The sequence below is a fragment of the Clostridium hydrogeniformans DSM 21757 genome (genome assembly GCF_000686705.1).
Taxonomy (GTDB): domain Bacteria; phylum Bacillota; class Clostridia; order Clostridiales; family Clostridiaceae; genus Clostridium_Z; species Clostridium_Z hydrogeniformans.
The window spans coordinates 36129-61106 of sequence record NZ_JMLJ01000016.1 but is presented as its reverse complement, the minus strand read 5'-3'; the positions used below and the strand labels follow the sequence as shown (position 1 = coordinate 61106).

The 24978-nt window shown below is 32.2% G+C and carries 19 protein-coding genes; 10 read left to right on the top strand and 9 right to left on the bottom strand.

Annotation, left to right across the window (positions count from 1 at the left end; genetic code table 11):
* The first annotated feature begins 354 nt into the window (after positions 1 to 354).
* From BR69_RS0110510 to BR69_RS0110460, 10 genes are all read left to right on the top strand, one after another.
* Entirely contained in the window at positions 355 to 1140 is a 786-nt protein-coding gene (locus BR69_RS0110510) for a hypothetical protein (protein WP_027633154.1), read from the top strand.
* A 69-nt stretch (positions 1141 to 1209) separates the two neighbouring features.
* Positions 1210 to 1812: a DUF4489 domain-containing protein gene (locus tag BR69_RS0110505; RefSeq protein WP_027633153.1), complete on the top strand. Its 603-nt coding sequence runs from the start codon at positions 1210 to 1212 to the stop codon at positions 1810 to 1812.
* Positions 1813 to 1953: 141 nt separating this feature from the next.
* A complete protein-coding gene (locus BR69_RS0110500; protein ID WP_027633152.1) occupies positions 1954 to 2688 on the top strand; it encodes a DUF4489 domain-containing protein in 735 nt (244 codons plus the stop codon).
* A 260-nt stretch (positions 2689 to 2948) separates the two neighbouring features.
* Positions 2949 to 3743 (top strand): hypothetical protein, encoded by a 795-nt coding sequence (locus BR69_RS0110490; protein WP_027633151.1) that lies wholly within the window; start codon positions 2949 to 2951, stop codon positions 3741 to 3743.
* An 80-nt stretch (positions 3744 to 3823) separates the two neighbouring features.
* Positions 3824 to 4462 carry a DUF4489 domain-containing protein gene (locus tag BR69_RS0110485; RefSeq protein WP_027633150.1) on the top strand — a complete coding sequence of 213 codons (639 nt, stop codon included), beginning with the start codon at positions 3824 to 3826 and terminating at the stop codon, positions 4460 to 4462.
* 126 nt (positions 4463 to 4588) lie between these two features.
* Entirely contained in the window at positions 4589 to 5311 is a 723-nt protein-coding gene (locus tag BR69_RS0110480) for a DUF4489 domain-containing protein (RefSeq protein WP_027633149.1), read from the top strand.
* Positions 5312 to 5709: 398 nt separating this feature from the next.
* A complete protein-coding gene (locus BR69_RS0110475; RefSeq protein WP_027633148.1) occupies positions 5710 to 6357 on the top strand; it encodes a DUF4489 domain-containing protein in 648 nt (215 codons plus the stop codon).
* Between the two features lie 336 nt (positions 6358 to 6693).
* The gene (locus tag BR69_RS0110470) at positions 6694 to 7251 is read left to right on the top strand and encodes a DUF4489 domain-containing protein (protein WP_027633147.1); all 558 of its coding nucleotides are present in this window, start codon (positions 6694 to 6696) and stop codon (positions 7249 to 7251) included.
* Positions 7252 to 7424: 173 nt separating this feature from the next.
* A complete protein-coding gene (locus BR69_RS0110465; RefSeq protein WP_027633146.1) occupies positions 7425 to 8222 on the top strand; it encodes a hypothetical protein in 798 nt (265 codons plus the stop codon).
* A gap of 115 nt (positions 8223 to 8337) precedes the next feature.
* Positions 8338 to 8934 carry a DUF4489 domain-containing protein gene (locus BR69_RS0110460; protein WP_027633145.1) on the top strand — a complete coding sequence of 199 codons (597 nt, stop codon included), beginning with the start codon at positions 8338 to 8340 and terminating at the stop codon, positions 8932 to 8934.
* Positions 8935 to 9315: 381 nt separating this feature from the next.
* Here BR69_RS0110460 and BR69_RS0110455 read toward each other — a convergent pair whose 3' ends face one another.
* The 9 genes from BR69_RS0110455 to BR69_RS0110415 all read right to left on the bottom strand — a co-directional run bounded on the left by BR69_RS0110455 (position 9316) and on the right by BR69_RS0110415 (position 24454).
* On the bottom strand, positions 9316 to 10989 hold the full coding sequence (locus BR69_RS0110455) for a DUF11 domain-containing protein (RefSeq protein WP_027633144.1): 1674 nt from the start codon (positions 10987 to 10989) through the stop codon (positions 9316 to 9318).
* Positions 10990 to 11238: 249 nt separating this feature from the next.
* Positions 11239 to 11907, bottom strand: coding sequence for a glycosyltransferase family protein (locus tag BR69_RS0110450; RefSeq protein ID WP_034849755.1), 669 nt, complete (start codon positions 11905 to 11907; stop codon positions 11239 to 11241).
* Entirely contained in the window at positions 11907 to 13550 is a 1644-nt protein-coding gene (locus tag BR69_RS21185; protein ID WP_051623579.1) for a glycosyltransferase, read from the bottom strand. Before BR69_RS21185 ends, BR69_RS0110450 begins: the two co-directional genes overlap by 1 nt.
* Before the next feature lie 267 nt (positions 13551 to 13817).
* A complete protein-coding gene (locus BR69_RS22305) occupies positions 13818 to 17339 on the bottom strand; it encodes a beta strand repeat-containing protein (protein WP_278246093.1) in 3522 nt (1173 codons plus the stop codon).
* 48 nt (positions 17340 to 17387) lie between these two features.
* Positions 17388 to 18623 (bottom strand): DNRLRE domain-containing protein, encoded by a 1236-nt coding sequence (locus tag BR69_RS21705; protein ID WP_051623578.1) that lies wholly within the window; start codon positions 18621 to 18623, stop codon positions 17388 to 17390.
* 249 nt (positions 18624 to 18872) lie between these two features.
* Positions 18873 to 20798 carry a sensor histidine kinase gene (locus BR69_RS21700; RefSeq protein ID WP_150112261.1) on the bottom strand — a complete coding sequence of 642 codons (1926 nt, stop codon included), beginning with the start codon at positions 20796 to 20798 and terminating at the stop codon, positions 18873 to 18875.
* The gene (locus tag BR69_RS0110425; RefSeq protein WP_027633141.1) at positions 20770 to 21474 is read right to left on the bottom strand and encodes a response regulator transcription factor; all 705 of its coding nucleotides are present in this window, start codon (positions 21472 to 21474) and stop codon (positions 20770 to 20772) included. The genes BR69_RS21700 and BR69_RS0110425 overlap by 29 nt, the downstream gene beginning before the upstream one ends.
* Before the next feature lie 328 nt (positions 21475 to 21802).
* The gene (locus tag BR69_RS0110420) at positions 21803 to 22024 is read right to left on the bottom strand and encodes a hypothetical protein (RefSeq protein ID WP_027633140.1); all 222 of its coding nucleotides are present in this window, start codon (positions 22022 to 22024) and stop codon (positions 21803 to 21805) included.
* A gap of 147 nt (positions 22025 to 22171) precedes the next feature.
* Positions 22172 to 24454 (bottom strand): ATP-dependent DNA helicase, encoded by a 2283-nt coding sequence (locus BR69_RS0110415; protein ID WP_242840685.1) that lies wholly within the window; start codon positions 24452 to 24454, stop codon positions 22172 to 22174.
* Positions 24455 to 24978 lie beyond the last annotated feature (524 nt).

Below are 24978 nucleotides of genomic sequence, written 5' to 3'. Positions count from 1 at the left end.
AATAATTGAGTTTTATTTATGCAATTAAATAATTTTTAAGTTAAGAGAAGTTTTTAAGATAAATCTTTATATAATGAGCTTTAAAATTATCTTGAATCACCTTGAATTGTGGTAATAATTAGCCATCACTTAGTACAATATGAATAATAGTTCCATGAAGTGCTAAATAAAGTAAAACTTAATCAAACTTCTATGCCATAGTAAAAAAACTTTAGATGTGCTTCTACTAAAGTCTTTTTTTATTATCTTAATATGCAAATTTCTCTTTATCTTTCCTATCTCCTATGTAACATTATAATTTCCTTTGTATATTATATACTGTAAATCTATTATTTAGAAAAAGGAGGAAAGTAAATGATTAGCTCCCATAATGATTTCGTTCCAAGGCCTGGCATTATAAACAAAGAAGGCTGTTTACCTGATCCTTTAGAACTAGTGTGTATTGAAGTACCTAAAGTATTTGACCAATGCTTAATTAAAAGATGTGTTAGATTTTGTGAAGGACCTGATACAAAAACTACTGATGAAGAATTAAGAAGTCACCCATTAGATAATCCAAAAGTTTTCCTTGGATGTCATGACTTTAATATTAGGCTTTTAGCTTTTGATAAACTTCCTATTAGAGGACACTCCGGACACCATAAAATAATAGTTCACTTTATAATCTCTTTCTATGCAGACTTCCTAGATAATGATGGTAAGGAATGTTCAGTATTTTATGAAGTAAATAGAAGTGAAACAATAAGCAAGCTTTATTGCCCTGATTCCATAGCTAAAATAGCTTCTAGTACTATACCATACTCCAAAAACTTAGAATCTGAAATATTAAAGCTTGAGCTAGTTGCAGAATGTCTTGATGGAGTATTCAAAAGAGATTGTGATGGTTGTGACTTCTTAGACATAACCCTAGGTTTCCATCTAATTGTTAAATGTGAACTTTTAGTACAATTATTGATTCCTGCTTACGGATACTGTCCAATACCAAATCCATGTAAAGAATCAAAACCTAAAAACCCTTGTGAAGAGTTTAACTGCTCACCTGCGCCAAAATTCTATCCTGATCAAAAACTAAGACCATTATTCCCAACTGATGAAGATGATTTCTATGATGATTTCTTTGATTGTGGATGTGAGCATTAATAAGTTTAAGGCTAATATTTAAATAAATACATCTAACTAAGTACTTACTAAAGATAAGGAGGTTTTTTAATGAATTCTAAAAGTAATTATTATGATTATGAAGACTTTTATAAATATGAAAATAACCATGAGTATAGCTCTTTAAAATGTTGTAATGACAATCCTTATCATCCAACTCCAACTAAATCAATATTTAGTTGTGGCCATGGTAGTGGTATATCTCTACCTATCTCAGTAACTAATCCTATACCAGTGGCAAATGTGACCATAGATACTACTTGTCTTTGTAATCCTAGTGTGAAAATAGATTTTAGTTCTATAATTAACTATCAAACATTAATAGATCTTGGTGGAGGTGGCTTTGGATTATTAACTAATCCATTCTCAGTAACATTTAGATTAAGTAAAGTTTGTGGAAAAACAGAGAAAATCACTCTAGGAAGCTGGGATTATAGCTTTGGTTTACTTGCTTTAGCTGTAAATGTAACTAATTCCTTTAGCTTTAGCTACTGTGAATGTAATCCTTGTCCTAGTTGTTGCACTTATATAGTAGAAATAGTCAATACCACTCCACTTATAACAACAAGTAGTGGTACAGAAGTTCCTATAACTATATCACAAAATTCTTCTATAAGAAGTTCTAATATATTTGCTACAGCTTTTTCTCATTAATTTATATTTAATCCCTGATAGAGTCAGACTTTATAACTTTACTTTCCTTAAAAATTACCTATTGAATTCTTTTATTTATTGCAAAAATATATGATTTAATTCTAAAAAATAATATAACTTAAACTTTAAGGAGGTTTATTTATGAAATCAAGATACTTTGATTATAAATCTTATGATGACTATAAAGATGATGATAACTGTTGTCATCATGACTATCCTAAATATGATGGTAAACATCACCATGATGATTCTCCTGAATATGAGTATAAATGCTGTAATCACGATTATTCCCAATATGATGATAAAGACTGTGATTATGATTATCCTAAATATGAGTATAAGTGCTGTAACCAAGCTCATTGTAAACCTGGACACCCTACTCCAAACCAATCATCCATATTTGCTTGTGGACAAGGTACTGGGATAGCTATACCAATACCTACAGTTACAAACCCAACTTTTAATCCATTAGCAATAGCAAGTGTTACTATAGATAGTACTTGTTTATGTAATCCTAGTATTAAAATAGACTTTAATGCTCTAATTAATTATCAAGCTCTTATAACTCTTGGAGCAACACCAATATTAGGCAATCCATTTACAGTAACATTCCAACTAAGCAAAACTTGTGGAGATGGGTCTAAGATTACTTTAGGTACATGGGACTTTGCTTTTGGAATATTAGCTCTTGCTGTTAATATAACTAATTCCTTTAGCTTTAGCCACTGTGAATGTAATGTATGTCCAGGATGTTGTGTGTACACTGTAGAAATAGTTAGGGTTTCTTCAAGTGTATTATCTAGTACAGGAGTATTAACTACTGAAAATGCTTCTATAAGAGGATCTAGTATATCTGCTACAGCTATTTCTCACTAATAATTGAATAATAATATATACTCTTATAGCTTTCTTGAGAAATTATATATAAATGATTAGATCTTAAGAATTTTTTTCCTAAGGTCTTTTCTTTATTTATACTTATATAAACTTTTATAGGTGTTAATAAATACAATAATTTTTTCTTATATTTATTTTAGAATTTATTATTTATTACTTCACTTCATATGTAACATTATAATTCCCTCTGTATATTATATACTGTAAAGATATTTATTATAAGAAAAGGAGGAAAATACATGCTTATCTCTGGTAACAATTTTACACCAAGACCAGGCATTATAAACAAAGAAGGCTGCCTACCTGATCCACTAGAGCTAGTATGCATTGAAGTACCTAAAGTTTTTGATCAATGCTTAATTAAAAGATGCCTTAGATTTTGTGAAGGACCTGATACGAAGACTACTGACGAAGAACTAAGAAGTGATCCTTTAAAGAATCCAAAGATTTTCCTTGGATGTCGTGACTTTAATATTAGGCTTTTAGCTTTTGATAAACTTCCTCTTAGAGGACATCATGGATATCATAAAATAATAGTTCACTTTATAATCTCCTTCTATGCCGACTTCCTAGACAAGGATGGTAAGCAATGCTCAGAGTTTTTTGAGGTAAATAGGAGCGAAACTATAGGTAAACTTTATTGTCCTGATTCTATAGCTAAAATCGCTTCTAGTACTACACCATACTCAAAAGATTTAGAAGCTGAAATTTTAAAACTTGAACTAGTTGCTGAATGTCTAGATGGAAACTTTGTACGCGATTGTGATGGTTGTGACTTCTTAGATGTAACACTAGGATTCCATTTAATAGTTAAATGCGAACTTTTAGTTCAACTATTAATCCCTGCTTATGGATACTGTCCAGTACCAAAGCCATGTAAGGAAGTAAAACCAAAGAATCCTTGTGAAGAGTTTAACTGTTCTCCAGCACCTAAATTCTATCCTGACCAAAAACTAAGACCACTATTCCAAGATGAAGATGAAGATGGATGCTTTGATGACTTCTATGACTGTGAATGCGAATGTGAGGATTAATTACTTTTAAATTCAAAGCTTCAATAATATGTCTTAATAAATACAATTAATTTAAATATATAAATTAAGGAGGTTTCTTCATGAATTCTAAAAGTAGATATTTTTATGATGATAATCATGATAAATATGATGATAGCTATGACCACAAATGCTGTGATCATGACTATCCTAAATATGAGTATAAATGTTGTAACCAAGCTCATTGTAAACCTGGACATCCTATTCCAAACCAATCATCCATATTTGCTTGTGGACAAGGTAGTGGAATAGCTATCCCAATACCTACAGTTACAAACCCAACCTTTACTCCATTACCAATAGCAAGTGTTACTATCGATAGTACTTGTTTATGTAATCCTAGTATTAAAATAGACTTTGATGCTCTAATTAACTATCAAGCTCTTATAACTCTTGGAGCTGCTCCAGTACTAGGCGGACCATTTACAGTAACCTTCCAACTAAGTAAAACCTGTGGAGATGGATCAAAGATTGCTTTAGGTACATGGGACTTTGCTTTTGGAATATTAGCTCTTGCTGTTAATATAACTAATTCCTTTAGCTTTAGCTACTGCGAATGTAATGTATGCCCAGGATGTTGTGTTTATACTGTAGAAATAGTTAGAGTTGCTTCAAGTACAATAACTGGCGTAGGAGTATTAACTACTGAAAATGCTGCTATAAGAAGTTCTAGTATATCTGCTACAGCTATTTCTCACTAATTTAAGTATATTATATAACAGTTCTCTATAACTTTATTTTTCTTAATTTATAAATTAAGAACCTAACTATTAATTTATTTTAGATTAATACAACAATATATGTTAAAAATTTAAGGAGGTTTCTTTATGAATTCAAAATCTAGATACTTTGATTATAACAAGCATGATGATAAGTGTTGTGATCATGATTATCCTAAATATGATGATAAGTGCTGCGATCATGACTATCCTAAATATGAGTATAGATGCTGTGATGATGATTATCCTAAACATGAATATAAATGCTGTAATCATGACTATCCTAAATATGAGTACAAATGCTGTAACCAAGCTCATTGTAAGCCTGGACACCCTACACCAAACCACTCCCTATTTGCTTGTGGACGTGGTAGTGGAGTAGCTATACCAATACCTACAGTTACAAACCCAACCTTTAATCCATTACCAATAGCAAGTGTTACTATAGATAGTACTTGTTTATGTAATCCTAGCATTAAAATAGACTTTGATGCTCTAATTAACTATCAAGCTCTTATAGCTCTAGGTGCTACCCCATTACTAGGTGGACCATTTACAGTAACCTTCCAATTAAGTAAAACCTGTGGAGATGGATCAAAAATTGCTTTAGGTACATGGGACTTTGCTTTTGGAATATTAGCTCTTGCTGTTAATATAACTAATTCCTTTAGCTTTAGCTACTGTGAATGTAATGTATGCCCAGGATGTTGTGTTTATACTGTAGAAATAGTTAGAGTTGCTTCAAGTACATTAGCTGGTACTGGCGTATTAACTACTGAAAGTGCTGCTATAAGAAGCTCTAATATATCTGCTACCGCTATTTCTCACTAATAATTAAATAAGAATTTATTCTCTCATAATTTGCTTGAGAAATTATAAATAAATTGATTAGACCTTAAGGAAGTGTATTCCTGGGGTCTTTTCTATATTTAATAAATATTAAACTCTCTATATATTATTACCTAAAAATATATTTAATCTTATCTTTATATCTAATTCATTCCAAAAATATAAATCCTAATATTTATTAGAATACTTTATATAACTTTCTTATGAATTTATATATTACATAAATAGTTCTTAATCCCTTATAACTTATATATTTATAAAAACCATTCTTTTTTTAAATTCAGTAACACTTATGTAGAAAATTTCATATTAATATATAGAAATACTTTTTCATAAAGTTTTCAATATATTACCAAAGAAGAGTTTAAGGAGGTTTATTCATGAATTCAAGATCAAGACGTTTTGACCACTGTAAAGAACCTTGTCCTCCACCTAAGAAATGCTTTAATGAATGTGATTGCGAATGTAAGTGTAATTGCATGCAACCCCCAAAATGTTGTAATCAAGCTCACTGTACACCAGGTCATCCATTACCAGATCAATCATCCTTATTCGCTTGCGGACAAGGTAGTGGTGTAGCTATTCCAATCCCTACAGTGACAAACCCAACTTTTAATCCATTACCAATAGCAAGTGTTACTATAGATAGTACTTGTTTATGTAATCCTAGTATTAAAATAGATTTTGATGCTTTAATTAACTATCAAGCTCTTATAACTCTTGGTGCAACACCAGTACTAGGTAGTCCATTTACTGTTACCTTCCAACTAAGCAAAATATGTGGAAGCGGTTCAAAAATTGCTTTAGGAACATGGGACTTTGCATTTGGAATATTAGCTCTTGCTGTTAATGTGACTAATTCCTTCAGTTTTAGCCACTGTGAATGTAATGTTTGCCCAGGATGTTGTGTTTATACTGTAGAAATAGTTAGAGTGTCTTCAAGTGTACTCTCTAGCACAGGAGTATTAACTACTGAAAGTGCTGCAATAAGAAGTTCTAGCATATCTGCTACAGCTATTTCTCACTAATAATTAAATAGAAATTTATACTCTCATTCTAAACTATGAGACTAATATATAAGTTAATTAGACCTTGAGGGGTTTTCCCTAAGGTCTTTTCTTTTACTAATATTTTAACTACTGCTTTTAACATAATATGCTTAACTTATTTAACCTCATAATTTCTCTACTACACCCCTCATTATAAAACCTTACTTTTTAAAACTAAAACTCTTAATAAAATAATTTAAGAATTATAAATCCCTAGTTATTATATAACTTTGAACTTATTGCAATGTAACCTAATTATGTTATATTTCATATTAATATAACTAACAAGTATTTTTTATAAAAGGAGGTTTATTTATGACTTCTTTGTATACCTCTAGCAAAGTTAAAAATAAAGATTTGTGTAGACCACAAGTATATAAAGGCATTATTTCTGTCTGCAATGAAGGAAGTGCTCTAGAGGTCCCAATACCAAGTGTTTCTAATCAAAGCTTTCAATCCATACCTATAGCAAGCGCTGATATAGATATAACTTGCTTTTGTAGTCCTAAGGTTAAAATAGATTTTAATTCTATAGTAAATTATCAATCCCTTTTAATTATTACAGGTACTCCAGTTATTAGAATTTTTACTCCTCTTAGGGTAACCTTTCAGTTATCTAGAACTAATGATTCAGGTTCAAAGGTTTTGTTAAATTCTTGGACTTATTCCTATTCCTCCTCTGCCCTTACCTCTAATACTAATGGAAATTTTACCTTTACCTATTGCGATAAAAATCCTTGTCCTGGATGTTATTCATATAGTGTAGAAATAATAAGGGCTAATTATTCATTATTTGGAGGAGTAAATACATCTGTAGAAAACTTTTCTATAATTAGTTCTAATATAAGCTTATTAGCTTTTGATTCACAATAATACATTAAATGTATTAAATGTATTATTACATCATATATCCCTAGTTAATTCTAGTTATTTCCTTATATTTTTTATATTTTAGGTGTAGTTTTTTACTTCTCATGTAACATTATGATTTTCCTTGTATATTATATACTGTAGATATATTTATTATAATAAAAGGAGGAAAGTTCATGGCTATACCTAATAATCATTTTTCACCAAGACCTGGTTTAATAAACAAAGAGGGCTGTCTTCCTGATCCAGTAGAACTAGTATGCGTTGAAATTCCAAAGGTATTTGATCAATGCTTAATTAAAAGATGCCTTAAGTTTAAGGAAGGCCCTGATACTAAACGTAGTGACGAAGAACTAAGAAGCAATCCTTTGCCATGTCCTAAGATGTTCTTAGGATGCAGAGATTTTAATATAAGACTTTTATCCTTTGATAAAATTCCTCTAAGAAATGATGATGAATATAGTAAGGTAATTATTAACTTTGTAATATCTTTCTATGCAGATTTTGTAGATGACAATGGTGTTAATCAATCAGAGTTATTTGAAATAAATAGAACTGAAACTATTCCAAGACTATATTGTCCTGATTCTATAGCTAAAATCTCTTCAACCTGTGAAAGTAATTCTGAAGATTTTGAGAGCGATATTTTAAAACTTGAACTAGTTGCTGATTGTCTAGATGGTAATTTTATTGAAGATTGTGATGGAGATATGTTTTTAGATGTGGTTATAGGCTTCCATTTAATCGTAAAATGTGAGCTTATAGTACAACTTTTAATACCAGCTTATGGATATTGCCCAGTTCCTAGACCTTGCAAAGAAATACCAACAGAAGATCCTTGTAAGTTATTCAATTCTTCACCAGCACCTAAGTTCTATCCAGATCAAAAATTAAAACCTCTATTCCCAACGGATTATCAAGATTCAGCTATATCTCCTTTTAACTACGATGATGACTTTAATTGTGATTGCTAATATGAGCTATATTTAACTAACCTCAGTAACCTCTTGTAGTAAAATTCATATTAATATAATAAAGCTATTTTTAATAAAGCTAAAGATAAAATAAAAAAACTAAGGAGGATTATTTATGGATTCAAGATCAAACTCTTTTAATTCAGGCTATATGGATGAATTTAGATATGATTGTAGATGTAATAATTGTGCACACTGCACACCTGGACATCCTCTACCACATCAATCATCCTTATTTGCTTGTGGACAAGGTAGTGGAGTGTCTATTCCAATTCCTACTATTACAAACCCAACCTTTAATCCAATACCAGTAGCAAGTGTTACCCTAGACACAACATGTCTTTGTAACCCTACTGTTAAAATAGACTTTAACTCCCTAATAAACTATCAAGCTCTTCTAACCCTAGGAGCTGCCCCTGTTCTAGGCGGACCATTTACAGTTACTTTCCAATTAAGTAAGACTTGTAACTCTGGTTCAAAAATAACTTTAGGAACTTGGGACTACTCATTTGGAGTACTAGCACTAGCTGTAAATGTAACTAACTCCTTTAGCTTTAGCTACTGTGAATGTAATGCTTGTCCATCATGTTGTGTATATAATGTAGAAATAGTTAGAGTTTCTGCAACTACATTAACTGGAGTTGGAGTATTAGTTACTGAAAGTGCTTCTATAAGAAGCTCTAGTATATCAGCAACAGCTATATCTCACTAAAATTTCATTTCGAAACTATTAGTATATAATAAATATTAACTTTTTAAAGATAGGTAGATATTTTATCTACCTGTCTTTTATGTTATATAGTAATAGAATTTTATTTAGAAGCTTTATTACTACAATATATTTGCATTAAAACTAGCTATAAAATCTAAATCAAAACTTCGCTAAAATTAAGTTTAATCTTATCTATGATTTATAAATTAATTTATTATATATGTTGTATTAAATACTTTATATTCTACTAATTGATGGCTCAATAAATTTTAACTGAATCTAATATAGTCCTAATATTACAACTTATATGCTTTAATATTATTTATATAAAATCATAAAAAAAGAAAAGCTCTGCAAGCTAATCTTACAGAGCTTTTTATCTTATTTATGCTTATCTTTCATTTTCACACAGAATATTAGTTTAATCTTAGACTCTATTGTAAATCCACAAACTATTTTACTACATATATCCTTTACGCATAATATCTTTAATAGATCTTTACACTTTAAGTCTATTCCCTTAGGAAGTTTAAATATGAAGCTAAAGCACTTCTTACTACAAACCTTTCCTTCACGGCAATATCCCTTATCAAATACATAAGATGTATTTAATACTGCACTTACCTTTATCTTTCTATCTCCATCACAATGTGATAGGTCTTTTATATCTAATATTTCAACATCTGCGCAAGATTTTATAAGTCCTATAGCTGGTCCTTCCTTACAGGAAAGTCTAACACAGTCTTCTATTTGGAAGCATCCACAATCCTTAAAATTAACCTTTGTAAATACCTCATTTGATTTACATGTGAACTCTTGTCCATCAATTATAGAAGTTCCTCTTGCTCTATTTTTAATTATTCCACAATCTCCTAAACCTATTATCTTTGCTCTTATAGTTACTACCTTAGTTTCACCTGGTTCTATAGGTCCAAGATTTATACCAGTTGCTAAGTCTCCACAGTCGAAAGTATTCTGTCCTTCTCTAACTTCTAGGCATCTTAGAGATGGTGATAGGTTGTCTCTTAATATAAACTCATCAATTCTTATTTGACAATTACTTGAAGCTCTTATTGTATACACTAAAATGTCCCCAAGTTCTGCCTCATCACATGCACTTTCAAGTCTAACTTCCTTAGTAATATTGCATAAAGCCGCTACTATATTTAAAAGAGCTGGGTCACTACATTCACTTGCCCATACTTCTCTACTACAACATCCTGATATGAAATATGAGAATTTAACACATGCCTCGTTATTTACTGTCTCTCCTACAAATGGTCCAACTGTAACTCTGAAAGTTATTAAAACTTCTTGACATGGTTTTAAAGAGCATAAAGTTATAGGCTCAAATGTAGTACTATCAGAATGAACCTTTCTACAGTTAATTTCTAAGCTTCCTGGAACAAATGTTAGTTGTGGTGGAAGGTCATCAGTTATAACTAAATTACGAAGAGTATATTTTCCTTTATTTCTTACTTTTATAGTTACTGTAACCTGTTGTCCTGGTATTGCACAAGTTCTATCAAACTTCTTGGTGATTTCTAAGCATGGATAATGGTGCTTTTCTTCCCAATCAAAGTCTTTATCATCACAATGAGGTTTATGGCAATCACAATCATGGTGTGGCTTTCCACAATCCCAGCATTCCCTATGCTTATCATATTCACAATCACAGTCCCTATGATACTTGTCACAATCACATTCATGACTTGGCTTATGGCAATCATCATGATGCTTATGACAGTCACAATCATGGTGATGTTTATCACAGTCATGGTGATGCTTATCACAATCCCAATCATGATGATGGTCATCACAAGGATTATGGTGTTTACAACATCTCTTCTTGCCATATTCCCAGCAATCATCTTTGTGACCCTTGGATCCCTTATACTCCCCATCATTAATATCTAATTTAAGCTCTTCAATAACATCATATAGCTTATAATCTATATCTTGTGAGTAATCTATATCTGCTTTAAACTCATTTAAACCATATTCTTCAGATTGAAAATCTAAATTTTCATTTTCATATATGCTTTTGTTTTCCATACGGGTTATCCCTCCCTACTTCTTTCGTTCTAATACTAATATATGTTGTAATTTTACTTATGTTACAGTTATATAGAAAGGAGAATAATACTTTATAAACTTGAAAACTCTTAAGTTTTCTCATATTATTATCATAATTTAGCATTGATATGAAAAACTAAAAGGAAACTATAAAAAAGCTTTAAATAGTTATTTATATAAATAAAAATCTATCTAAAGCTTAGAAATTATATATATTTTTATATTTAACTAACTCATGTTCCTAATATATTCACTTACAAATATATTTCTATAATATTCATATCCCTTAACTGATACTATATTACAATCATGTAATACCCATGGATCTATCTGTTTAGGAACCACAACTTTTAATCCTTTTTTTATAAATTCCATACATTGTGATCCATCATAAAAATGCCATCCATTAAATATATCCTCTCTCCATGGTATATCATATTGAGTTATCATAACTAGTCCATCTACTAGTGATACTTCTTCTATATAGTCAGTTGGATTTTTAAATTGTAGCTTTGACATAGCACCAGTATGATTATCATATACACATCCATATAAGTCTTTATCTTCCCACCATATTCCGTTACTAGTCACGTTTTTACTACCTGCCATTCCTATAATTCCAATATCTTTATTAGAGAATATATATACTATATCTTTTAATATATTCTTGTTTAATATAAACACATCTTGATGCATGTAAATCTTATACTTCCCTCTGGCCTTACTGATCCCAATGTTATATCCATTAGCCATACTACTAGCATCTAAAATTTTTATAACTTCTGTAGAGTATCCTTCTGGAATATCTAGTCCATCTATATACCTTATACATTCTTTATATAAAGACTCATTATTAACACATATTATAAAAGATATTAAGCTATCATTAATTCCCATTACATATCCCTCTCTATAATGCTAATAGTCTTTAGCACCTCTTCATTTTTATCCTTATAGTCATAAATATGTCTTAATGCTAAAGATTTATATCCTTCTTCAGAAAGCATTTTAGATATAAGAATATTTGTGTCCACATTATTTTTATCTATATCATAAGACTTACCTAGTAGTATTAATCCTAGCAAGTAATTTTTAGTAGATTTACTAGATTCATATATTGAGTTTAATACCTTAGTTGTGTTTATAATATTTTTACTTAATAAATCCATCAATACATCTAGTGATACATGTCCCTTGCTAATATACTCAAGTATTACTTCTGAAGATTCTTCTTTATCTATATCAAACTCTACTCTTCTTAATTTAAATATAATTTCTCTATTTATATCAATATTTTCTTCTTTATAAATTATATTTTCTATCTTACTATACCTATTTAAATCATAAAATACAGCTATTCTATTTACTATAATCTCCCCTAAGAACTCCTTTTCATCATAAACCATATGAAAATTATGAGATACCATAAGTTCTTTTATATAATTTAATCCATTTATAAGATCCTTATCATCATTATTAAAATCTATATTAACTATTACTTTAGTATTATTCTTTAAAACATACTTTAAGTTTTGTATAAGATTTTCTTGAGTCTTTATCCTTTCTAGAGATGTTATAAATATATAATCAAATTCCATGTTCTTGTCCTTAAATTCTTCATGATTTATAATGTCTATAGATTTACTAGCTATTTCTTCTGCCCACTTATTTAACTCAACTCCATAATATTTACATTGATTCATCTCATTTTTTATTCTAACCCCTGTAGCCCCACATCCACATCCAATCTCTAAAATAGAGCAAGTTGTATTAGGAGCTATAAATTTTAGATATTCCTCATGAATAACTAAATCTATAAAAGAAAATTTCCACTTATTAATAAATTCTAAGTTATTTTTATTTATTATCTCATAAAACTTGCTATCTCTATTAAAAGAAACTCCACCATAATGATGTATAAAGGTATCTCTACATAACACTAGATTATATCCTTCCTTAACAATTCTCATGGAATAATCATCATCCTCAAAGTTTCCAGGAAAGAATCTTTCATCTAATAAACCTACCTTATCTATCACTTCTCTCTTTATAAGAAAGCAAAATCCTATTAATTTTATTCTTTTTTCCCATAAGTCTTTATTACTCTTATTAAAGGCTGATGAAAATTTATGAATTTCTCCAATTGATGCGTGATTAACTGGTATACTTTGTCCATAAGATGCAGAATTAGTTACTGGTCCTACAGCTCCTATTTTATCATCACTATAAAGGCATTTTCTTAGGTTGCTTAACCAATTTTCTGTTACTATAACATCATTATTTAGGAGTAAAATATCATTTTCTTTATTTGATATTTCTATCCCTTGATTGCAGCCCTTAGGAAATCCCATATTCTCATTATTTAAAATTACTCTTAAATCCTCATTGGCTGCAAGCCACTCCCTAGTTTCATCAGTAGAATTATTATCCACTATTATAATTTCATAATCTTCATCCTTTGTATATTGTCTAATACTATCTATACAAAGCTTTGTATAGTTTAATTTATTGTGAGTAAGTATTACAATACTTGTCCCCATAACCATCCTCCCATACACCATAATAATAACTTGTACAATATATTTTATTTATATAGCTAACTATTGTTACCCATTAATACTATCTCTCATAATTTTTAGATAGCTATATGTAATATGATCAATATTTTAACCTTAATCACTCCCTTTCTAATGTACTTTCATTATATTAACTATTTAAAAAATTATTAAACTATAGGTTATATCAATTAAAAAGGATTCAGAAAAGTAGTAATACTACTAATCTGAATCCTAACTAATTATTTAAAGTTATCCTATTTGATGAATAGACCAAACTATTCCTCCTGGAGTTGCTCCTAAATTAAGAGATACTGTTAATCCACTTGCTTGATAGAAAAGTCCTAATACATCCCCAGCATTTAAGGATACATCCCCAACTAAAGTTACAGTTGCAGCTCCTAATATAACTCTTAGAGTTAAGACAAGGGCAATATTAACATCTAGAATTGGGAAGTTTCCTGTAAGCAATGTAGTATTTACTGGGGAAGTCCTTATTACAGCAAAGGATGGATTTACTCCTCCTCCTATGGCTGCTGAAAGAGTTGCAGCAGTATTATATCCAATCTCAGCTTTAATAGAATACAATCCAGTATTTGGTACAGTATAATTTCCTGTTGCCGCATTGAAACCTGTTCCGTTATAGAATGGTGATGCTACTGACCATCCAGCTAATTGAGTACTTGCTGCTACAGATAATGTTGTCTTATTAGCAGAAAATCCTACCGCTCCAAAGCTTGGACCAGTTGCCCCCGTTGGACCTGTAGCACCAGTGGATCCTGTTGCACCCGTTACTCCTGTCGATCCCGTTATTCCAGTTACTCCTGTAGCTCCAGTTACCCCTGTTGCTCCGGTTACCCCTGTTGCTCCGGTTATTCCTGTAGCTCCTGTAGCTCCTGTTATTCCTGTGTCACCTGTTGGTCCCGTTACTCCCGTTGCTCCTGTTACACCAGTCACTCCGGTAGCTCCAGTTACTCCGGTAGCTCCTGTTATTCCTGTTGCACCAGTCACCCCTGTAGCTCCTGTTACTCCAGTAGCTCCTGTTATTCCCGTTGCTCCGGTTATTCCAGTTGCTCCTGTTACTCCTGTAGCTCCAGTTACTCCGGTTATTCCAGTGGCTCCTGTTGCACCCGTTATTCCAGTGACTCCTGTTGTACCCGTTATTCCTGTAGCTCCTGTTATTCCTGTAGCTCCTGTTATTCCTGTGTCACCTGTTGGTCCCGTTACTCCCGTTGCTCCTGTTACACCAGTCACTCCGGTAGCTCCCGTTATTCCTGTTGCACCAGTCACCCCTGTAGCTCCTGTTACTCCAGTAGCTCCTGTTATTCCCGTAGCGCCAGTTATTCCAGTATCACCTGTTGGTCCTGTTACTCCGGTAACTCCCGTTATTCCGGTGGCTCCTGTTGCACCCGTTACTCCTGTTGCCCCGGTTATTCCTGTTGGTCCTGTAACTCCTGTTACTCCAGTTATTCCAGTTGGCCCTGTTATTCCTGTTACCCCTGTTGCACCAGTTACTCCGGTAGCTCCTGTTATTCCTGTGTCACCTGTTGGTCCCGTTACCCCAGTAACCCCTGTTATACCAGCGACTCCTGTTGATCCCGTCACTCCGGTTGCTCCTGTTATTCCTGTGGCTCCTGTAGCCCCCGTTATTCCGGTGACTCCTGTAGCTCCTGTTACACCAGTTACTCCAGTAGCTCCTGTTATTCCCGTTGCACCAGTCACTCCGGTAGCTCCTGTTATTCCTGTTACTCCTGTAGCTCCAGTTACTCCAGTAACTCCTGTAGCTCCGGTTATTCCTGTGTCACCTGTTGGTCCCGTTACCCCAGTAACCCCTGTTATACCAGTGACTCCTGTTGCTCCGGTTACTCCAGTAGCTCCTGTTACACCCGTTAATCCTGTCGATCCCGTTATTCCAGTGACTCCTGTTGTACCCGTTATTCCTGTAGCTCCTGTTATTCCAGTGATTCCTGTTGCTCCAGTTACTCCTGTAGCTCCAGTTATTCCTGTGGCTCCTGTTATTCCCGTTGCACCAGTCACTCCGGTAGCTCCTGTTATTCCTGTTACTCCTGTAGCTCCAGTTACTCCAGTAACTCCTGTAGCTCCGGTTATTCCTGTGTCACCTGTTGGTCCCGTTACCCCAGTAACCCCTGTTATACCAGTGACTCCTGTTGCTCCGGTTACTCCAGTAGCTCCTGTTACACCCGTTAATCCTGTCGATCCCGTTATTCCAGTGACTCCTGTTGTACCCGTTATTCCTGTAGCTCCTGTTATTCCAGTGATTCCTGTTGCTCCAGTTACTCCTGTAGCTCCAGTTATTCCTGTGGCTCCCGTTATCCCCGTTGATCCAGTTACACCCGTTACTCCTGTTGCACCTGTAATTCCGGTAGCTCCAGTTATTCCTGTCACACCTGTTGGTCCCGTCACTCCGGTTGCTCCTGTTATTCCTGTAGCCCCCGTTATTCCGGTGACTCCTGTAGCTCCTGTTACTCCAGTAGCTCCCGTTATTCCAGTTGCCCCTGTTACACCAGTTACTCCAGTAGCTCCTGTTATTCCTGTGTCACCTGTTGGTCCCGTCACCCCAGTAACCCCTGTTATACCAGTTACCCCTGTAGCTCCTGTTATTCCTGTTACTCCTGTAGCTCCAGTTACTCCGGTAGCTCCTGTTATTCCAGTGACTCCTGTTGGTCCCGTCACTCCTGTAACTCCTGTTATTCCTGTTACCCCCGTTGCACCAGTTACTCCTGTAACTCCTGTAACTCCTGTTACCCCTGTTGCACCAGTTACTCCTGTAGCTCCTGTTATTCCTGTGTCACCTGTTGGTCCCGTTACCCCAGTAACCCCTGTTGCACCTGTTCCCCCGGTAACTCCTGTTGACCCAGTTACTCCCGTTGCTCCTGTTGCACCAGTTACTCCGGTAGCTCCCGTTACTCCTGTAGCCCCTGTTGGTCCTGTTACTCCGGTAGTTCCTGTTGGTCCCGTCACTCCTGTTGCTCCTGTAACTCCAGTTGCTCCCGTTATTCCCGTGTCACCTGTTGGTCCCGTAACTCCTGTTACACCTGTCACTCCAGTAGCTCCTGTTACACCTGTCACTCCAGTAGCTCCTGTTATTCCTGTAGACCCTGTTGGGCCCGTTACTCCTGTTGCACCAGTTACTCCTGTCGCCCCTGTTGGTCCTGTTACCCCTGTTGCACCAGTCACTCCTGTTGGTCCCGTAACTCCGGTTGCACCTGTAACTCCAGTAGCTCCAGTTATTCCTGTTGCCCCTGTTGCTCCTGTAGCTGGCCCTGTCGCACCTGTTGCTCCAGTCGGTCCAGTAACTCCTGTTGGGCCCGTTACTCCGGTAGCCCCTGTGGGTCCTGTTGCTCCTATTCCATCGCTTTCTACTACTGTTAAACTTGCCTTTACTGTTGTACTTGTAGAAAAAAATGCTTCTAAATTACTATTTATTAATGAAAAACTATAGGGAACCGATGTAACATTTAATAGTGAATTACCAACTACCTCGCCTACTTTTATAGGTGACTGACCTGGTATTGTCCTATTATCCGATGTCTTTATTGAAAAAGATATATAATCAGCTCCAAAAGAGGACTGTGTAGTAACCCACCAATCTACATAATATATTCCTAGTTTTGTTATAGTAATGACTCCTGTCACTGAATTATAAAATATATCAGTACCTATATTTAATAAAGTATTATCAAATATAAGATTTTGATTGGCACCAACACTTCCTCCAGCAATTCTTTGAAGTTGTATACCGTTATTCGCCATTTCTTACCTCCTATTAACAATGATTCTTTTGTATTGTTTCAATTATTTTTATTTAACTTTAATTATTGATAAATTTCCTTGCACTGTTGTATTAGGAAATTGTATACTATCTCCACTTGTGTTTAGGAGTTGTAATGTGGCTGGTGTTCCAATTACATTGATAATTGCATTACCTGATACTTGAGTAGGTTGTGATTGAGCTGGAGCAACTGATGATACAGTACTTGGAACTACTAATCCTCCAGTAGCTTGTATTGAGAATGAAATTTCCGTAGCAGCCACTCCTAGGTCATCTATTACTACCCACCAATCTATATAGTATGATCCTAGAGTATTTATAGTTAATACACTACTAACAATATTAAATGATATATCTGGTGCTGCATTATTACTTATTATGATATTTAATGGTATAGGCTGTCCATTATTGACAACATTTCCTGAAGCTCCTATTGCTTGTGCTTGTAATCCTATAAGAGTTGCAGTTGCACCTGTTGATCCAGTGGGACCGGTTGGTCCTGTTACACCTATTCCTGTAGGGCCTGTCGGTCCAGTTACTCCTGTAGCTCCAGTTATCCCTATTCCTGTAGGTCCCGTTGGTCCGGTTACTCCTGTAGCTCCAGTTATTCCTATTCCTGTAGGGCCTGTTGGTCCTGTAGGGCCTGTTGGTCCTGTTGCTCCCGTTACACCTATTCCTGTAGGGCCTGTTGGTCCCGTCGGTCCGGTTGGACATGTTGGACACGTTGGACAAGGCGGCTTATTTTCACAGTGAATGATTATATAAGGCTTTTTTTCTCCCCTACTTGAAGCAAAAGAAACTGCCTCTCTGCGTTGTTTACCAGTTAGAGTTAAACCATAATTATTTATACTTCCGTCTATCCATGCTCTAACTAAATTTGTCACATCTATTTTTATATACTTATTTATATCCCCCTCCACTATGTCCTTCTCTATACCCGTATCTTCATTATCTGGCGCTGTATTCCAAGTTACAGTATTAGTATTAAAATCTTCAATATTTCTATAAAGTTTTAATGTAAATACCGAATCGCAGTTACATAAAAGTAGAGAGTCCACATACAAAACTAGCTCTGCTTTCAGTAAATTTCTACAATCTCTAACCTTAGATAAATCAAATTTTATCAACGTATTCAATTCATCTGACTTATATTTACCTTCTTCTGTTTCCCCTGCTAGTAAATACGGTAATGAGCTAAAATTTTTATTACTAAGGTATTGAGATACAAAAGTGTCATTATTGGTATATATTTTGTTCTGACTCACAAAAAACACCTCCTGATTTCTAAAAGTCTAATATATATTATTAAATTCATTGATAAACCGTGTCTATAATCTTAAATCCTTGCATAGCTTTGGAATTCACCGCTATATTTTCATATAAATTTCATATTTGTTTTATAAAAAAATATAGGTTAAGAAAAAGAAAACTTTTAAAATTTTCTTTCCCTTAACCTATATATTATGCACACCTTATAATATTGCTTCATTGAAAATTATTTTAAGTTAATATTTTTAATTATAATCATAAAATTCTATAAAAACCTTAAATAAATCTCCATCAAGCTCTATATACATTTTCCCATTATGAGCCTCTACCAAGCTTTTAGCTATGGCAAGACCAAGTCCATTTCCTTCTACATTAGAATTCCTAGACTTATCTCCTCTTGTAAATCTTTCAAATATTCCTTCTTCATCAAAATCTAGTTGAAACTTAGATATATTTTTTATACCTATCTTAATTCCATTTTGCACCTCATATACTTCCACATAAACCCTGGTGTTTTCTAATGAATATTTCAAGGCATTATTTATAAGATTCTCAAATACTCTAGAAATTTTCTTACCATCTAATTCTAATTCAATTTTATTTTTAAAAGTTTTAAATATAAAGTCTAAGTTTTTACTACTACATAAGGTAGATGCAGAATATTCCCCTATAGATTGATTTATAAGTTCTATTACATCTACCTTTTCCTTAGTTATCTCTAATTTACCACTATTTATCTTTGATACCTCGAATAAATCTTCTATAAGACTTTTAAGTTTCAGACTTTTATTATTTAATATTTTAATATAATCTTCTTTCTCCTCTTCAGTGAGTCCTTCTCTCATAAGTATATCTGTATAATTTATTATAGAAGTTAATGGTGTCTTTAAATCATGGGATACATTAGCCACAAGCTCGCTTTTAAGTTTTTCATTTTTTATTTGATCATCTATAGAAACCTTAAATCCATTTCTTATTGTATTAATATTCTTAGCAAGATTTGAAAGGTTCTTTTCTCCCTTTTCTTTTAAATTATAATCTAAATCTCCCTGTACCATCTTTTCCGTTCCAGATATTATTCTACTTAAATTTCTTATAAAAAATAAGAATTTAGGAAGAATATAAGCTACATATATAAAAGGTATAATCAAAAGAATTTCCTTATCTATCATGTTAGAAATTACTATAATAAACAAGCTTATTAAAAATAAAAAAGATGCAAAAAGGAATAATAAAAATTTGAATCCTAGGCTTCTACAAGCAAATATATCTTTTAAGGATAGTATACTTTCTAATAAAACTATTGATAAATCCTTTAACTTTATTGCTAGGGTATATAAAAAACTATTTCTAATAAGTTTCTTACCTTCCTCTACCCCTATATTTAACATTAAAACTAATATTACTATAAGCCAAATTAGTTTAGCTATAAACTTTATAATAGCCTGAGTAAAATCCTCCCTGATAAATTCAAGATCTCGCACCTTATCTTCTATAAACTTATTACGACTGTTTTCATCATATATAATTAAATCCCTTAAAGAAGAATCACTTCTCTCTAAACTATTTGGTACCCAATATACTTCAACGTAATCCTCAGGGCTTTTTATATAATTTAGGTGCTCATTAAAGTTTTGTACAGCAGGTGAATTCTCTGGATAAAAAATCTCATATTCATAGCTAACGCCACTAATATATCGTTCTATATAACTGTAATCACTAAGCATTTCCTTGACTATAGTTCTATCTCTATACATAGAACTATCATTAGTTATAAATTTCCCACTAGGTTTATGAATAACTAAAAATTTCACTGTTTTTATAGTATCTATTCCCTTACCTATGCTATCCAATTTTTCTTGGGGATTAGATGGTATATTATTTAGATAATCGGTACTTTTATAAATTTTCACATTAACATCAGTTACATCCCTATGAATCCATTTATCTATATCAAAGGATTTTATACTTGTACCTTCTCCATTCATATCATTTTTCAAATCGTAAATATATCTTTCCTGATTTTTAACCCTATTATAATTATATTTTAATCCTGAAGTCATATCCCCATATATACTAAGAGCTAATAAAACCCCAACTATAACCATAAAGGGATATATTTTTCTTACTATATTCCAAAAATCACTTGCTTTCCATTTTGTAGCCAACACCCCACACCACCTTTATATACCTTGGTTCCCTTGGATTTATTTCTATCTTCTCTCTAATTCTTCTTATATGAACAGTCACTGTATTTTCTGGTTTATAAGCAGGCTCATTCCAAACCCTCTCATAAATTTCTTCTGAAGAAAAAACTCTACCTGGATTTTCTGAAAGTAAAGCTAGTATTTTGTACTCTAAAGGAGTTAACTTTATCTCTTCCCCATCTACAGTTACCCTATGGCAACTCTTATCTATATAAAGTCCATCTATTATTATTTCATCCTTATTGTCCTTATCTACATGGTTTCCAAAATCCATATATCTTCTTAGTTGAGACTTAACCCTTGCTATAAGTTCTAAAGGATTAAAAGGTTTTGTGATATAATCATCTGCCCCTATATTAAGCCCCAATATCTTATCTGTATCCTCGCTTTTCGCTGAAAGCATTATTATAGGTATATTCCTATTTTCTCTTATTTTCATACAAGTTCTTATACCATCAAGCTTTGGCATCATAATATCTAAGATTATAAGATGTATATTCATAGTTTCTAATATATCTAGAGCTTCCAGTCCATCTCCTGCCTTTATTACTTTTATATCCTCACTTCCTCTTAAATATATATCTATGGCATCCCTTATTTCCTTCTCATCATCTACAACTAAAACATTATATTGATTCATTGAAAAAGCCTCCTTCTTATGATACTCCTCTATGTTAATATTACTACCTATTTATTACAAAACTTTATATACAATTCTTAAGGAATTCTTAAAGATTAACTTAAATTATATAATAAGACTTACTCATTTAGTTATTAGTAGAAAATATTGATACATAACTTTAAATCACCCTTTAAATCAGTTGGTTTAACTATTGTATAAAGTAATTTATAATCTCTATAATATTAAATCAATTTAATATTAACTTAATTAAATCTATATTACCATAACAAAAAAGGTGTTAAGGATATCTAAAATACCCTTAACACCTTTTACTCTTCTAATTCATCTAAAACTTTGTATGTGTTAAATATAATTCCTTATACTTTTCCTTATATATTTTTCTCATTATAAATTCCTTAAATAATACACCTGGTAGATATATTAAAGGAAATATCTTAAACCATATCCCTCCACCTTGTGTTAACTCATAGAAATAAGCTACTCCATAAGCAACAATTAAAATAGCTAAAGCAATGACTATGTCCAATACTTTTAGTGATTTATCCATGATTATCCCCTCTTATCACATATACTAATTATAACAAGAATTATTATATGTCCCTTTTAGCATTTTGTGAATAGATTTTGATGTTATGTTTATGTTAAATCCTCATTAATCAGAATATTATATAAGTTATATTATACCTTGTATGAGTTATTTAATAACCTTATAATGCAACCATTCATAAGGCATTAGGTCAATATATTTACCACTTACAAACCTATCATCTATAAGTAGTAAGGTCCCTCTATCTTGCTCTGTCCTTATAACTCTACCTGCAGCCTGCATTACTTTATTCATTCCTGGATATACATAGGAATAATCATAACCGTCCCTATCTTTTAAGTCATAATACTCTTTTATTATATTCCTTTCTGTACAAACCTGTGGAAGACCCACACCCACAACTACTACCCCATTTAGTCTATTCCCCTTAAGATCAATTCCCTCAGAAAATATTCCTCCTAGGACTCCAAATCCTACTAAAGTTTTCTCACTGTCTTCATTAAAATTGCTAAGAAAATTCTCTCTTTCTTCCTCATTCATATCACCTTTTTGTATTATGGTATTTATATTACTATAAGACTTTATAAATTCCTCATAGGTTAAATTCATATATGAATATGATGGGAAGAATATTAAGTAATTTCCTGGTCTTGCTTCTATTAGCATATTAATCTTGTTACAAATCCTGCTATAGGTAAACTCTCTATGTCTATATCTTGTTGAAATAGGATATATAAATATCTCTAGGTTCTCTCTTACATAAGGAGATTTTAAGCTTAATATCTCATCTTTTTCTTCTCCGCCTAATACTTCCTTATAATACTCTAATGGGCTTAATGTACCTGAGAAAAATACTGTGGTCTTATGACTTTTACTTATTTCCCTTAAGAGCTTAGATGGATCTAAACAAAAGAGTGTAACTATACATTGACTTCTTTCCCTAGTTACATAGGTTATATACCTTTCATCATAAAGCTTAGATATCCTTATAAATGAAGTAAAACTAAAATATAAATCCAGTATATCCTTATATCCTTCTTCCTTTTGATTCTTAGATAACCAATTTTCAGCCTTAGTGATAAATGTATTTACCTTAGTAATTAATTCTTTTGGCTTCCCTTTAAAGGTTGAAAAGTCCTCCTCATCTGAGTTTCTAATACTTAAAAACTCTTTATTTATTTCTCCTAATTGTTTGTACAATGTTTTATCTTTATATTTTAATATCTTTCTTATTTCCATAATCTTAGATTTATCTATAGTTGCAGAGAACATACCTCTTGCCCTATCTATAAGGTTATGTGCCTCATCTATAAGTACAGCATAAGAACCATACTCATCCTCCCCATATCTTTTTAAGGATACCCTAGGATCAAAAACATAATTATAATCACAAATTACACAATCTACTAGATTAGATATATCTAAAGAAAATTCAAAAGGGCATAGTCTATACTTTTTAGCATAAGTTTCAATTGTAGTTCTATTTATCTCATCTTCATTACTTATAATATCTAAAATACCTTCATTTACCCTGTCATAATAACCATCTGCATATATACAATTCTCTTTATTACAACTTACTTCTTCGTTAAAACATATTTTTTCCTTTGCTGTTATTGTAAGTACCTTTGACTTTAAACCACTGTTTCTAAGTATTTTAAAAGTTTCCTCTGCTACAGTTCTTGTTATAGTCTTAGCAGTTAAGTACATAATTTTATCTATGCCGCCTTCAGCCAATGCCTTTAAGGAAGGAAATATAGTTGATATAGTCTTTCCTATTCCTGTAGGTGCTTTTATGTATAATCTTTTCCCTTCATCTATAGCCTTATATACCTTTACTGCCATTTCCCTTTGGCCTTTTCTATATGTCTTAAAAGGAAATTCTAAGGTACTTATAGATTCATTTCTTCTTTCATTAAGCTTAACTTTTACTGAAGCTAACTCTAGATATTTATCAAGAAGCTCATTTATAAATTCTTCTAGTTCTTCCACCTTAAAACTTTTTAAAAACTTCTTTTCATCATAGTTTTCAGTATTCACATAGGTAAGTTGAACATTTATGTCTGGGAGATTGTTTTTTATTGCATAAATATATCCATAAACTTTTCCTTGGGCCCAGTGGACCTTATTAAAGTCTTCTTCTATGAACATTAATTCCTTAGATGTAGACTTTATTTCATCTATGGTAATTCTCTCTTCCTTTATTACTCCATCACATCTTCCCTCTATAATAAACTTAAAATCCTTATATTCTATTTCCCCTTTAAGGGTAACTTCTTTTTCATAGTTATCATCTTGTTTTCCTTGTATTATTTGATGTGCCTTTACCCCTTCTTGCATAGAAGAAGTCCCCTTAAATGAAGAATCTATGCTTCCACTTCTTAATACAAATTCTACAAGTTCCCTTACCGAAAGTTTAATTAAATTCAAAGGGTTCACCACCATACTCAATTTTATTAAATATTGTTTATCATTATTATCTTTCTATTTGAAATATATTTATTATGAATATACCTCAATACTCATTAAAAATATAGTTAATTTTAAATAAAACAGTTCACTGTTAATATTATACATAATATACTGATAATATAAGGAGTGATTTTATGAATACTATTATATTAGTTCTATATTGTATTTTTTCAGTTTTCATGGTAATTTCATCCCTTGTAGCAGCTAAAAATGATGATTTTAAATTCAACTTTTACTTTATTTCTAATAAGAGTTTTATGAACTATATATGCTATGGTCTATTTATATTTTTATTGATTTTTTCTAAGAAAAGTTCTTCTTCACACATGAATTTCCCAATATTATCCTTATCGTATATATGGCTTTTATTTCTTTTACCATTCTTCAAGTATATTAGAAAAAAGGACTCTACAGCTCTAGGTTTGTCTATTATTTTCTTTTTCTTAAATATTATATTATCTTATATTATTTTAGGATAAAAT